General features: G+C 67.1%; 13 protein-coding genes. 8 read left to right on the forward strand and 5 right to left on the reverse strand.

All coding sequences use genetic code 11. The annotated features are described in order from the left end of the window. Positions 1–85: 85 nt before the first annotated feature. Genes ACH438_RS44235 through ACH438_RS44250 form a run of 4 tightly spaced genes read left to right on the forward strand, consistent with a single transcriptional unit; the run spans position 86 to position 3839 of the window. Positions 86–898, forward strand: coding sequence for an ABC transporter permease (locus ACH438_RS44235; protein ID WP_397016928.1), 813 nt, complete (start codon positions 86–88; stop codon positions 896–898). Further along, positions 871–1686 (forward strand): ABC transporter ATP-binding protein, encoded by an 816-nt coding sequence (locus ACH438_RS44240; RefSeq protein ID WP_397016930.1) that lies wholly within the window; start codon positions 871–873, stop codon positions 1684–1686. Before ACH438_RS44235 ends, ACH438_RS44240 begins: the two co-directional genes overlap by 28 nt. Continuing rightward, the gene (locus tag ACH438_RS44245) at positions 1683–2681 is read left to right on the forward strand and encodes an ABC transporter substrate-binding protein (protein ID WP_397016932.1); all 999 of its coding nucleotides are present in this window, start codon (positions 1683–1685) and stop codon (positions 2679–2681) included. Before ACH438_RS44240 ends, ACH438_RS44245 begins: the two co-directional genes overlap by 4 nt. Before the next feature lie 12 nt (positions 2682–2693). Continuing rightward, complete coding sequence (locus ACH438_RS44250) at positions 2694–3839, forward strand: LLM class flavin-dependent oxidoreductase (protein WP_397016934.1); 1146 nt, start codon at positions 2694–2696, stop codon at positions 3837–3839. 72 nt (positions 3840–3911) lie between these two features. Here ACH438_RS44250 and ACH438_RS44255 read toward each other — a convergent pair whose 3' ends face one another. Further along, positions 3912–4139, reverse strand: a complete 228-nt coding sequence (locus ACH438_RS44255) for a hypothetical protein (protein WP_397016935.1) — start codon at positions 4137–4139, stop codon at positions 3912–3914. Positions 4140–4229: 90 nt separating this feature from the next. Between ACH438_RS44255 and ACH438_RS44260 the strand changes: the two genes are divergently transcribed. After that, positions 4230–5921 (forward strand): bifunctional metallophosphatase/5'-nucleotidase, encoded by a 1692-nt coding sequence (locus ACH438_RS44260; RefSeq protein WP_397016937.1) that lies wholly within the window; start codon positions 4230–4232, stop codon positions 5919–5921. Between the two features lie 204 nt (positions 5922–6125). Beyond that, positions 6126–6674, forward strand: a complete 549-nt coding sequence (locus ACH438_RS44265; RefSeq protein ID WP_397016939.1) for a hypothetical protein — start codon at positions 6126–6128, stop codon at positions 6672–6674. A gap of 90 nt (positions 6675–6764) precedes the next feature. Here the strand turns inward: ACH438_RS44265 and ACH438_RS44270 are convergent, their stop codons facing one another. From ACH438_RS44270 to ACH438_RS44285, 4 genes are all read right to left on the reverse strand, one after another. Next, positions 6765–7499 (reverse strand): DUF4360 domain-containing protein, encoded by a 735-nt coding sequence (locus ACH438_RS44270; protein WP_397016941.1) that lies wholly within the window; start codon positions 7497–7499, stop codon positions 6765–6767. 820 nt (positions 7500–8319) lie between these two features. Continuing rightward, positions 8320–9600, reverse strand: a complete 1281-nt coding sequence (locus ACH438_RS44275) for an oxygenase MpaB family protein (RefSeq protein WP_397016943.1) — start codon at positions 9598–9600, stop codon at positions 8320–8322. A 185-nt stretch (positions 9601–9785) separates the two neighbouring features. Continuing rightward, entirely contained in the window at positions 9786–10211 is a 426-nt protein-coding gene (tsaA, locus tag ACH438_RS44280) for a tRNA (N6-threonylcarbamoyladenosine(37)-N6)-methyltransferase TrmO (RefSeq protein WP_397016945.1), read from the reverse strand. A gap of 194 nt (positions 10212–10405) precedes the next feature. Continuing rightward, on the reverse strand, positions 10406–10639 hold the full coding sequence (locus ACH438_RS44285) for a DUF6374 family protein (protein WP_397016947.1): 234 nt from the start codon (positions 10637–10639) through the stop codon (positions 10406–10408). 200 nt (positions 10640–10839) lie between these two features. Here ACH438_RS44285 and ACH438_RS44290 point away from each other — a divergent pair, with 200 nt between their 5' ends. Both ACH438_RS44290 and ACH438_RS44295 read left to right on the forward strand, forming a co-directional pair. Beyond that, a complete protein-coding gene (locus ACH438_RS44290; RefSeq protein WP_397016949.1) occupies positions 10840–11748 on the forward strand; it encodes an ABC transporter ATP-binding protein in 909 nt (302 codons plus the stop codon). Between the two features lie 19 nt (positions 11749–11767). After that, a complete protein-coding gene (locus ACH438_RS44295) occupies positions 11768–12469 on the forward strand; it encodes an ABC transporter permease (protein WP_397016951.1) in 702 nt (233 codons plus the stop codon). Positions 12470–12490: the final 21 nt, after the last annotated feature.

Here is a 12490-nt window from a genome sequence, read left to right on the forward strand (position 1 = left end):
GGGCATGGACGGCACTCTCGGATAGCAGGCGGTTGACGGGCTCGACCGCCGAGGTCCCCCGTCCCCCTGCCCGAGGTGTACTGCCGTGTCTTCAGTTGCCGTGCAGGCCAGGCCCATTGCGGTCCGCCTGCGCTTACCCCGCGTCTCGACGTGGGCGCGGCTGGTCAGTCCCGTGGTGCTGGTGGTGATCTGGCAACTCGCCGGCGCCACCGGCGTACTGCCGGAACGACTGCTCGCTTCACCCCTGACCGTCGTGCAGACGGCCGTCGACCTGGTCCGCGACGGCACGCTCACGTCGGCCATCCGAGTTTCGCTGCAGCGCGCCGCGCTGGGCTTCGTGATCGGCGCCGTGGCCGGCGTCGCCCTGGCCCTGGTCTCCGGGCTGAGCCGGGTGGGCGAGATCCTGCTCGACCCGATCCTGCAGATGCTGCGCACGCTGCCGTTCTACGGCCTGATCCCGCTGTTCATCCTGTGGTTCGGCATCGGCGAACTGCCGAAGGTGGTGCTGGTCGCCTTCGGTGTGGCGATTCCGCTGTACCTCAATACCTTCGCCGGAATCCGCAGTGTGGACGGCAAACTCGCCGAGCTGGCGCAGGTGCAGCAACTGGGGAAGCTCGCGCTGATCCGGCACATCGTGCTGCCGGGCGCGCTACCGCAGGCGCTGGTCGGATTGCGGCAGTCGCTGGGCGTGGCCTGGCTGGCGCTGATCGTCGCCGAGCAGGTCAATGCGGATGCCGGTCTGGGCTACATGATCAACAATGCGCGCGAGTTCCTGCGCACCGACATCATCGTGGTCGGCCTGCTCGTCTACAGCGTCCTCGGTCTGCTCACCGACGCCTTCGTGCGTCTCATCGAGAGGAGAGCGCTGTCATGGCGACGCGGCTTCCTGGCATCCTGACCCCCTCCGTCCTCGCGGCCACCCTGACCGAATTCGAGGAGCGCGCCACGGTTTCCACGGCTGCCCCCGCCGCCACCGACGGCGTGGTGGCGCGGATTCGCGGGCTGGCCAAGGACTTCGGCGACCGCCGGGTCCTGCACGGTCTCGACCTCGATATCCGGCGCGGCGAATTCGTCGCCCTGCTCGGCCGCAGCGGCTCCGGCAAGTCCACGCTGCTGCGGGCACTGAGCGGCCTCGACCGCGAACACGAGGGCGAACTGACCGTCTCCGGCGATGTCGCGGTGGCCTTCCAGGAACCGCGCCTGGTGCCCTGGAAGCGCGTGCGGGACAACGTCACCCTGGGCCTGAAGCGTGAAAACCCCAAGGCCGCAGCGCAGGCCGCGCTCACCGAGGTGGGCCTGGCCGGCCGCGCCGACGCCTGGCCGCTGACCCTCTCCGGCGGTGAGGCGCAGCGCGCCTCGCTGGCCCGCGCCCTGGTACGGCAGCCGGATCTGCTGCTGCTGGACGAGCCGTTCAGCGCGCTGGATGCGCTGACCCGCATCACCATTCACGGCCTGGTGCTCGAACTGTGGGACCGCTACCGCCCCGGCGTACTGCTGGTCACCCACGATGTGGACGAGGCGGTGCTGCTGGCCGATCGCGCGCTGGTGCTGGACGACGGGCACATCGCCCGCGAGATCCGCATCGACCTGCCGCGCCCGCGCCGCCGCGACCACCCCGAATTTCTCGCGCTGCGTGCGCGATTGCTCGCCGAACTCGGCGTGGCCACGGAAGAAGGAAATGCATGATCACCAGACGCTTGTTCGCCGCGCTCGCGGTCACCGCCGCCGCCCTCGTGACGGCGGCGTGCGGGTCCGGTGGCGACAACAATCAGGGCGTCAACGCCGACGGGTCCATCGACCTGTCCAAGGTGACCCTGCACATCGGTGACCAGAAGGGGCAGGCCCTGCAGGCGCTGCTCGAGGTGTCGGGACAGGATGCCGGGCTGCCGTACAAGCTCGAATGGTCCCAGTTCACGGCCGGCCCGCCGATTCTGGAGGCCACCAACGCCGGGTCCGTCGACCTGGGTGGCGTGGGTGACGCGCCGCCGGTGTTCGCGGCGGCGGCCAAGTCCCGCATCAAGATCGTGGCCGCCTACGACTCCGGTTACGCCGGTAACGCCATCCTGGTGCCGCCGAACTCCGACATCAAGGACCCGAAGGACCTGCGCGGCAAGAAGATCGCCGTCGCCCAGGGCAGTTCCGCGCACTACCACCTGCTGTCGGTGCTGAACAAGAACGGGCTCACGTTCTCCGATATCCAGCCGCAGTACCTGCAGCCCGCCGATGCGCTCGCCGCCCTGTCCACGGGCCGCGTCGACGCCTGGGCGGTGTGGGATCCCTATGTGGCACAGGCCCAGAAGGCCGGCGACAAGGTCCTCGTCGACGGTACCGGCTACATCAAGCCGGACTCGTTCTTCGTGGCGGGCACCAAGGCGCTGGACAACAAGGCCAGCTCGGCCGCCATCCGCGATCTGCTGCTCCGCATCCAGCGGGCGCAGTCCTGGGTCAAGGACCACCAGGAGCAGTGGGCCAAGCAGTCCTCCGATATCACCGGCGTCCCTTACGACGTCACGCTGCTCGCGGTCCAACGGGCAACGTACGCGCACCATCCGCTCGATGACGCGACCATCACCGCCGAACAGCAGGTGGCCGATGCGTTCTCCGACGCCAAGCTGATCCCCGGCAAGGTGAACATCAAGGACTTCATCGACACCCGCTACAACGACCGCTTCAACTCCTAGGAAGTCCCCCGAATGAGCCTGTCGTTCCATTGGTTCCTGCCCACCTACGGCGACTCCCGCGGCCTGGTGGCCGGTGGGCACGGCACCGCCATGTCCGGTGACCGGCCCGCCACGCTGCACTACCTCAACCAGCTCTCCGCGGCGGCCGAGTCCAACGGCTTCGAGGCCGTGCTCACGCCCACCGGATCCTGGTGCGAGGACGCCTGGCTCACCACCGCCATGCTGGTGGAGACCACCGAGACGCTGAAATTCCTGGTGGCCCTGCGCCCCGGGCTGATCAGCCCCACGCTGGCCGCGCAGATGGCGGGCACCTTCCAGCGGCATTCCGAGGGACGACTGCTGCTCAATGTGGTGACCGGCGGCGAACCGCTGGAACAGAAGGCGTACGGCGACTTCTCGGACAAGGAAGCCCGCTACGCCCGCACCGGCGAATTCCTGCACGTGGTCAAGTCGCTGTGGGAATCGCACGCGCCCTTCACCTTCCAGGGCGAGCACGTGCACGTGGAGAACGCGCTGCTGAACAACCGGCCCGACCCGATCCCGCCGATCTTCTTCGGCGGCTCCTCGGGTCCGGCCGGACCGGTCGCCGCCAAGTACGCCGACACCTACCTCACCTGGGGTGAACCGGTGCACGCGGTGGGCCGCAAGCTGGACTGGATCCGCGGCCTCGCGGTCGACCACGGGCGAAAGCTGGACTACGGCTTGCGGATCCACGTCATCTCCCGCGACACCGCGGAGGAGGCGTGGGCCGTCGCCGACAAGCTGATCGCCGGCATCGATCCCGCCGATATCGAACGCGTGCAGGCCAGCCTGGCGCAGAGCGAATCCGAGGGCCAGCGCCGCATGCTGGAACTGCACGGCGGCAATGTGGATCGGCTGGAGATCGCCCCCAACCTGTGGGCGGGCGTCGGCCTGGTGCGCGGCGGCGCGGGCACCGCGCTGGTCGGCTCGCACGAGGAAGTGGCCGAGCGGCTCATCGAATACTCGAAGGTGGGCATCAGCCACTTCGTGCTGTCGGGCTACCCGCACCTGGAAGAGGCGTACTGGTTCGGCGAGGGCGTGCTGCCCATCCTGGAACGAAAGGGCCTGTGGCAGCACCCGACCCGGCGCCGCACCGCACCGGTCTCGGTGCCCTTCGCGGGCGCGTCGAGCAGCTAGGTCCATACTGGCGACGATCGAACCGGTGCTCCCCCTCAACGAGAGCGCCGGTTCGGTCGTATCGGCGGCCGGTCAGTGCGCGCCCACCACGGTGCAGGCCAGCAGTAGATAGCCCAGGGTGTAAATACCCAGCTGGCCGTAAGTGATGCCCACGACCAGTGGCGGGAAGTAGCCACCCAGTCCGCCCGGCGACAATCCCATCATCTTCGTATAAGTGGACGACAAAGGTCCGATCAGATTCCAGGTCCAGAAGGTGAGGGCGAAAGCCGCCGTAGCGAGCGTCAAATTTCTCGCGGTCATGAATTTGTATCCAACAGGGGCGGAATTCTCTGACCAGGCGTAATTCGAACACTATGGCGCGGTGTGTGTTTGCGATTACAGTCGAAGTTCATGACAGCTCGTCGACGTGCGCTCGGACTGTGCGCGGCCCTGCTGAGCCTCACCCTGGCGGCCGGTTGCGGCGGCTCCGGTACCTCCGGCGCACCCGCGAAAACCGGTGCGGTACCGCTGATCTCGACCGCCGACCTGCCCAAGGCCCAGCCCGGTGAGGTGCATCTGTTCGGTATCAACGACCTGCACGGCAACCTGCAGCCGCCGGATGGGGCCAATGGCAAGGTCGGTCAGTACACCGCGGGCGGCGCGGTCTACCTGGCCACGCATCTGGCGCGACTGAAGGCCGCCTACCCGGACAGTGCCATCGTGTCCGCGGGCGACAATGTCGGCGCCAGCCCGCTCATCTCCTCGATGTTCCACGACGAGCCGACCATCGACCTGCTCGACTCCCTCGGGCTCGCCGCCTCCTCCGTCGGCAATCACGAATTCGACCACGGCGTACAGGAATTGCGGCGACTGCAGCAGGGCGGCTGCGCGGCCGACGGCTGCTCGCCCGGCGCGCCCTTCACCGGCGCCACCTTCCCCTACCTGGCCGCGAACGTCACCGACGCCAACGGCCAGCTGCCGCCCGGCACGCGGCCGTGGACCATCCTGACCGTCGGCGGGCACAAGATCGGCGTGGTCGGCGTGGTCACCCCCGATACCGTGCACATCGTGCTGCCCGCGGGCATCCAGGGCTACACCTTCGGCGACGAACCGGACGCCATCGACAAATACGTCCCCGCGATGAAGGCGGCGGGCGCGGAAACCGTGGTGGCACTGATCCATGACGGCGGCGCGCAGCAGCCGCCGAACGGCGCGCCGGTCGACTACAACGGGTGCGCGAACATCTCACCGAACGTGACCGATCTGGCGAAGCGCACCGACGCCGCGGTGAAGGTGTTGTTCACCGCGCACAGTCATCAGGCGTACAACTGCACCATCGACGGCAAGGTGGTGACACAGGGCGCCGCCTTCGGGCGGCTGATCACGGATGTCACCCTGCGCTTCCATGACGGTACGGTCGACGCCGCCGCCGTGAACCGCGTCGTCACCCGCGATGTGACACCAGACCCGGCGACCGCCAAGCTGGTGGATTTCTATGCGGCACAGGTGAAGCCGCGCGCGGAAGCCGTCATCGGCAATGCCGCCGCGCCGCTGCCCGCCGAACCGAGCGGATCCGGGGACTCGCCGCTGGGTGATGTCATCGCCGATTCCATGCTGGCCGCCATGGCGCCACAGCAGGCGGTGGCCGCCTTCATGAACCCCGGCGGCGTGCGCGCGGGTCTGCACGGCGGCAACATCACCTACTCCGACGCCTATACGGTGGAACCGTTCGGTGATCAGGTGGTCGCCCTCACGCTCACCGGGGAGCAGATCCTGCGCCTGCTGGAACAGCAGTGGGACAGCGTGAGCGAGGAAGCCGGAGTGCTGTCGGTCGCGGGCCTCACCTACGCCTACTCCGAGAGCGCGCCCAAGGGCCACAAGATCCTCGACGACACCGTCCGGATCGGCGGGCAACCGCTGAATCCCGGTGCCGCCTACCGGGTTTCGACCAATAACTTCCTGGCTGCGGGCGGCGACGGCTTCACGGTCTTCCAGCAGGGCAAGGATGTGCGAGTCGGGCCCATCGATCTCGACGCCTTCGAGTCCTACCTCCGGGCACGGCCCGCCGTACAGCCACCGGCGGAACCGGTGCAGAAGCGCTGAACCCGGGCGGCTGGTGAGGTGGTCCTGAGGTCGGGTGGCGGCTGTCTTTCGGGTTCGGCAGCGGTTGATCTCGGATCGGGCGTGTTCTGATGGTGTGCCCGATCCGAGGCTGAAGCCACTGATGTTGCCGAGGTCGAGCGGGCGACCCTGAGCGGCTGGGAGTCGCGTCGCTCGGCCCGCCACGTCGGGATCTCACCGTCGAGCGTGCTGCGCATCTGGCATGTCTTCGGCCTGCAACCCTGGCGCACCGAAACTTTCAAGATCTCCCCCGGCCCCCTGCTGATCGACAAGATCCGTGATGTGGTCGGGTTGTACCTGGCTCCGCCAGCGAACGCGGCGGTGTTCTCTGTCGACGAGAAACCACAGATCCAGGCCCTGCAACGGACCGTCCCAGTGCTGCCGATGCTGCCCGGCGTGCCCGAGCGGCGCAGTTTCGACTACATCCGCCACGGCACTGTCGATCTGTTCGCCGCGTTGAACACCGCCACCGGAACCGTGATCGGCAAACTGTCGTCCCGGCATCGGGCGGTGGATTTCCGCGACTTCCTCGACGACATCGACCGCGCCACCGACCCGGCCCTGACCGTGAAGCAACATAGGCCGGTCCGGGAAGGGGATCCGGACCGGCCTACACCGAGCGATGCGGATTGCGGGCCGCACTGTATGTATGTTACGGCCGCCAAGGTACACGACTACGGAGAAGAACTCGAGTTGGATCGGTCAGGTTGTCCTAAGGGTTTGTCCGGCAACTGATCGGATAGGGAAGAGGCCGGGCGAAAGGTTGCCGGGATCGGCCAGGTGAGGCGGAATCTCCCGGTAGCAACAGGGATTACCACATCGCCTTTACGTGCTCGGGCACTGCTTCCACGCAAAGTGGTAGGTGGTGGTGATGCTTCCGTCCGTGGAATCCATTGCGATGAAGCTGGTGGTTGTCTTCGGGTCCGATGTACCGGCGTTCACACGCAATTCGGTGTTGATGTCGAAGTCGCGAGTTTCACCGCAGGGCTCGAATACGACCGACCCCACGTCGGTCGAGTCGGTTTCTTGCCAATCGTCATCGAGGAAACCATTGAACGGATGGTCGATGTATGTGGTCGGCGAGTCTCCCTGGAAGTAGTACCGGGCCCTTTCCAGAGCGGTGGCCCCCGCTTCCAAATGTGCGAATCCGCGGTAATCTGCCTGCGCTATTCCGTAGGTGAAGCCCTGTGGGACATGTACTCTCAGGTCGAGTTGACAGTTCTTTCGGAAGTCGATCGGGCCGGCTCCGACACCCACCTGCGCGTTGTAGTTGCTGTAGGTCACCGTGAAGGCCGTGTTGTCGGGCGAGACCGCTACGGCCGCGGTTCCCTGCGGGCAACCCGATCCATTGACGGTCACGACATCGATGACAATCTTGTCGGGCGGAGGAGGTTCGTTCGAGCCGGGTGTCGGCGACCCGGAAGCTGGCGAACCCGAAATCGGCAGGGCGAACGCGAATATGGCAGCGCCGACGGCGGCGAATCTTTTGTACATCGTTTCCTCGCAATGTTCCGGTCGATTCAGACGCATCTCAGTGTGAATGCCGGTGCTGGTGTTCAACACCTCAACTTGGACTGGACATTTCGAACAACTAACCACGGAGCGCGTGTGTGACTGCATAATTCGCTACGTATAGTGAATAATTATGTGCCAGCGTTCAACTGGCGCCTTTCGCCTAGTGAACAATAGTGATTCCGGAATCGGCTGTCAGTGCAGTACATTCAACAGGACGGCGCCGACCGGGATGCCCGGGCCTGTGAAGCGCGCGGTTCCATGGTTGCCGATGCTAATCGAGTGGTGTGACTGGTCCGATCGCTCGAACAAGATTGGCGTTTCGCGCTCTTCACGGGACCGCGAGGCGCGAGGATTTTCGCGAACACATCGAAGGCGAACACGTGGAGCTCACCTGCACCGCCGATTGGATCGACCACCGCGAGGAATCCTGCACGCTGCCTCTCGGCCCGTACTCCGCACACGTGTACCGGAAGTCGGGTCTGGATGGTTTCGTGTGGTGGGTTTCGTACATCGATTTCGATGGAGATGAGGTCGAGTCCAATGAGATCGGCCGTGGCTCGGCGTCGGGCAATGCCGGCGGGAAAAATGCGGTCGAGACGGTCATCCGCGAGCACCACGCATCCTCTGGTGGGATGCCCCAGTTCCTGGCGGATCACGGTTCCGGATATCGGAACTGCCGAGACCGAGTGGTTGTCCAGGGTGGAAGACATCGCGCGGGGGCTTGTCGCCGATCATCCTTCACTGGAATGCCGGGAGGCTCGATGTCCGTCGCCTGCTTGACGACCAACAACTGGACCGATCCCGACGGGCAGCGGTACACCTGGATGGGGCAGCCTCCGTTGACCCGATACTTTCCGGTTCCGCGCTAGCGCCGGAACTCCTCCACCGGATGGAACTCGGCGGCCCGGTCGCCGACCTCGTTGCGGTACCAGTGTTCCCGGCGGTACCGCTGCACCCGGTCGGCCACCTCGTCCAGGCCGGGTACGGTGCGGCGCAGGGTCTCCGCGCCGAATATCAAGGGCGCCTGCATGATCGGATGCAGGACCCACGGGAAGCGCTTCGGCATGCGGTGGCGCGCGTAGGTGGCCGGCGGGAGCCAGAAGGCGGTGTAGCCGATCTGGATCCGGTAGTTGAACTCGTCGCGGATCCGCTTGGCCCAGGGGCTGTCCGGATCCGGGGCGAAGGCCGGTAGGTAGGATTCGACCAGCTCCGCGCCGTCCGCGCCCGCGGTGCGGGCCCGCTTCACGAAGGCGGCGAACATGAGCCGCACCGCCTCCTGGAAATTCCGCGGATACCAGTCCGGCTGCACGCCCAGCAGATGGCCGACGTAACGCCAGAAGTGCAGGGTCGCTTCGATTTCCCGGATGGTGGTCTGGTGGCCGAGGCTCCACAGCGCCAGGCCGGGCACCACGCTGCCGCCCATCAAGGTGAGGGTCGCGTCGCCGACGCTGATGGGGACACCCCAGGCGTCGTGATCCCATTCGGGCCGCTGCACCAGCTTCCGGCGGATGAACACGTGCATGATGCGTACCCGCATGGCGGTCTGCCGGCCCCGCGCGCCCGGATCCAGGCCGCCGGGCTCGGAGACGTCGATCCAGAAACGGACCGTTTCCAGCTGCCGCTTGTGCGCCTTGTCGCCGGCGTAGCCGCCCGCGTAGGAGAGCGGTTTGGTGATCGAACTCTCCGAATACATTTCCAGCGTGCTGGTGGTCGCGAAGCTGAAAACCGATGTCCCCCAGCGGCGGAACACACGGGCGCCCTGCGCGACCAGGTCCGGGTCCAGCCATTGCGGGGCGGTCTCGAACTCCTCGAAGAGCCGCCGCAGGGAGGCCGGGGCGTCCGGTACCGCGTCCACGCCCTGCTCCAGCGCCAGATCGAGCATGGCCCGCCCGCGCTTGGGGCCGATCTCGCCCAGATACACCTCGTCGACGAAGGCCTCGGCCACCGGATCGGCCTGGTAGTACGCCTCACCGAAGGCGCGTACCAGCCGGTCCGACGGCTGCGGGTCGAAGCCCAGCACCGCCCGCGTCACCCGCCGCGCCCGCTGCACGCCCGGATTCCACACCCGCTCCCGATACCGGAACTCGGTCGGAATCTTCCCCGCCGCAGCGGCATCCAAGGTCGCCCGCGCCTGCACTCCAGCCATCTCCGGAGCGTAGGTCGCGGATAGCCGCAAGTCACTGTTGTTTTCGGACATCCCTGGCGGCCACTGCGATTTCCAGCGGCGGTCGTGTGTCAGCGCTCGGTGCGAGCGCCCAGCACCGGTTTGATCGGCATGCCGTCGAGCGTCGCCAGGCCGTCCACCGTGATCGGCGGTCGGTGCCGCGGTCTTCAACGGTCCGTGACCACGCCGAGCACCGGCTTGATATCCACGATCGGCGTGCCGTCGAGCGCTTCGAGGCCGTCCACCGTGACCGTGGTCCCCGCGACGGCGGTGATGGTGACCTCGTGCAGCCCGATCGGATTCGGGCGATCGGGGGAGCGGGTGGCGAACACACCGGTGGCCGGTCGGTCCTGTGCGCCGCGCGGATGCACCGCCTGCACGGTGCGGTCGGTCCGGTCCAGCCAGGTGAGCACCACGATGCGCAAGCCCGGGTGCAAATCGGCTGCGGCGCGGGCGAATTCGGGGTCGAGGAGCAGGTCCGCGGGCGGGGCGTCCTCATCCGGCTGGCGGGGTGCGCCGGCCCGTTGGGTGAGAATCGACCGCACCCGGCCGATCGGGCGCAACTCGAGTGCGGGGTCAGCGGGGGTCGGCATGCTGTGAGCTCCTCTGTTATCGGCGTGCAGGTCGATATGTCCGCGCCGCCAGTGGGCGGCACGCATCGATTCGACCCGAATCATCGACTCGATGTGACAGATTCGCCCCACGATGAATTGCGGGCGATCCTGCCGCGCCGCGTTCCGATTCGCCGGCCCGCTGCGGTAAGGCTCACCCGGCGCCGCGGGCGGCCTCAGCGTCCGCGACGGTAGTGCAGGCAGGCCGCGTGCGTCGGCGGACCCGAGCGCGGGCGCATCCCTACCTGCCGTTCCTCCGACAGCACACGGAGGCCGTCGGCCAGGGTCCCCGCCATATGCTCCAGCGCCTCCGGCGAGAGCAGTTTCGCGAAGGCGGCCGCGTCGAGTAGCTGCCGCCGCACGTCGTTGATCTGTCGCTCGACGTAAGGCATCCGCGCGGGTTCTGGCATGCCCGGCAGATTACCTCGAGTCGAACAAGTGTTCTAGTGGGTGAGGCTGTGGTTCCGGAGGACCACTCGTCCGGGTCCGTCTAGGCCGAAAGATTTAGCTGGTTGTGGGCCTTGGGCGGATGGAATCGCGGGCCGATCACGGGATTGTCGATAGCGCGGGAGCGCTGCACTCGGTGGCGCCGGAGAGACGAGGTGATCTCATGATTCAGGCGCGAGGTCTGTGCAAGCGCTACGGGAATACGGCCGCCGTGGACAATCTGTCCTTCGACGTAGAGCCCGGGGTAGTGACCGGCTTCCTGGGCCCGAACGGGTCGGGCAAGTCCACCACCATGCGGCTCATGCTGGGGCTGGATCACGGCGACGGCCGCACCACGTTCGGCGGGCAGGAGTATCGCGAGATCGATGATCCGCTGCGGGCCGTCGGGGTCATGCTGGACGCGCGGTCGGTGCATCCCAAACGCTCGGCGCGGGCGCATCTGCGCATGATCGCCGACGGCGGCGGCATCGACCGCGCCCGGGTGGACAAGGTGCTCGGGATCGTCGGCCTGCGCAGCGTGGCCGACAAGAACGCGGGCGGATTCAGTCTCGGCATGCAGCAGCGGCTCGGCCTCGCCGCCGCACTGCTCGGCGATCCCGCCATCCTGATCCTCGACGAGCCCGCCAACGGCCTGGACCCGGAGGGTGTGCGCTGGTTGCGGGATCTGCTGAAACAGCTTGCGCAGCAGGGCCGCACCGTACTGGTGTCCTCGCATCTGCTCAATGAGATGGCGCACCTCGCCGATTCGCTCATCGTCATCGGCGCGGGCCGGCTCATCGCCGCGGAATCGGTGACCGAGTTCGTGCACCGCAATACCGCCGCCCGCATCGTGGCGCGCGTGGACCGGCCACGGGAGCTCGCGGAAGCCCTGTCCGGCAATGGCTTCCGGGTGAACATCCAGCCCGATGGCGCGGTCGTGGTGGAGGGCCGGGACCGGCAGGCGGTCGCCGAGATCGCCCTGCGGGCCGGACTGCTCATCACCGAACTCACCCAGGCGCAGTCCAGCCTCGAGGACGCCTTCTTCCACGCCACCGACGGCGCCGCCCAGTACCGCGCGCACTCCGCCGCCTGAACCGAGAGGAATTCCCCTCATGCTCAACGCCATTCGCTATGAAGTCACGCGTTTGACGACCGTGCGTTCCACTTGGGCTCTGCTGGCGGCCGGCATGGCGATGCAGGCCTTCATCGCCTTCGTCTACGCCGGTAAGACCGATATGACGGCCGATGACCGGTTCGTCCAGTCGTTCCACGGACTGCCGCTCATCCTGGTCACACTGTTCACCACCGCGGTCGCGGTGAACTCCTTCGGCCACGAATACCGCTATCGCACCATCACCACCACCATGCTCACGCTGCGCCGGCCCGGGCGAGTGCTCGCGGCCAAGGCATCGGTCAGCGCGATCTTCGCCGCGGCGAGCGCCGCCGCCATGGTCGTGCTGACCCTGGTCATCGAGGCCGCGCGCGCCGGTGCGCCGACCGATATCGGGCTCATCGCAAGGATTTTCGGCGCGGTGATGCTGTACGCGGCGTTGGCCGCCCTGGTCGGTATGGGCATCGCCGCGGTCACCCGCAATGCCACCATCGCCATGGTCGCCACGCTCGCCATTCCGACCGTTGTCGAGGTTGCGGCGCTGCTCTTCGGGATCAGCATCAGGATCCTGCCGTTCAGTGCGGCGGCGCAGCTGGTGCAGCCCCGAGGACTGAACGTGCTACTCCTGCCGCTGCCGCTCATGGCAATGGCGGCAGGTTTGCTGACCGCCTCGGGTGTGCTGCTTGCGCGCCGTGACGTGTGACAAACGCTCGGTGGCTAGGGT

Source organism: Nocardia sp. NPDC020380 (assembly GCF_044386975.1).
In the GTDB taxonomy this organism is placed as follows: domain Bacteria; phylum Actinomycetota; class Actinomycetes; order Mycobacteriales; family Mycobacteriaceae; genus Nocardia.

Excerpts from the sequence above, each read along its gene's own strand:
- ACH438_RS44240 (WP_397016930.1), top strand. The coding sequence starts at position 871 with ATGGCGACGCGGCTTCCTGGCATCCTGACCCCCTCCGTCCTCGCGGCC.
- ACH438_RS44245 (WP_397016932.1), top strand. The coding sequence starts at position 1,683 with ATGATCACCAGACGCTTGTTCGCCGCGCTCGCGGTCACCGCCGCCGCC.
- ACH438_RS44250 (WP_397016934.1), top strand. The coding sequence starts at position 2,694 with ATGAGCCTGTCGTTCCATTGGTTCCTGCCCACCTACGGCGACTCCCGC.
- ACH438_RS44255 (WP_397016935.1), bottom strand. The coding sequence starts at position 4,139 with ATGACCGCGAGAAATTTGACGCTCGCTACGGCGGCTTTCGCCCTCACC.
- ACH438_RS44260 (WP_397016937.1), top strand. The coding sequence starts at position 4,230 with ATGACAGCTCGTCGACGTGCGCTCGGACTGTGCGCGGCCCTGCTGAGC.
- ACH438_RS44275 (WP_397016943.1), bottom strand. The coding sequence starts at position 9,600 with ATGGCTGGAGTGCAGGCGCGGGCGACCTTGGATGCCGCTGCGGCGGGG.
- tsaA (WP_397016945.1), bottom strand. The coding sequence starts at position 10,211 with ATGCCGACCCCCGCTGACCCCGCACTCGAGTTGCGCCCGATCGGCCGG.
- ACH438_RS44285 (WP_397016947.1), bottom strand. The coding sequence starts at position 10,639 with ATGCCAGAACCCGCGCGGATGCCTTACGTCGAGCGACAGATCAACGAC.
- ACH438_RS44290 (WP_397016949.1), top strand. The coding sequence starts at position 10,840 with ATGATTCAGGCGCGAGGTCTGTGCAAGCGCTACGGGAATACGGCCGCC.
- ACH438_RS44295 (WP_397016951.1), top strand. The coding sequence starts at position 11,768 with ATGCTCAACGCCATTCGCTATGAAGTCACGCGTTTGACGACCGTGCGT.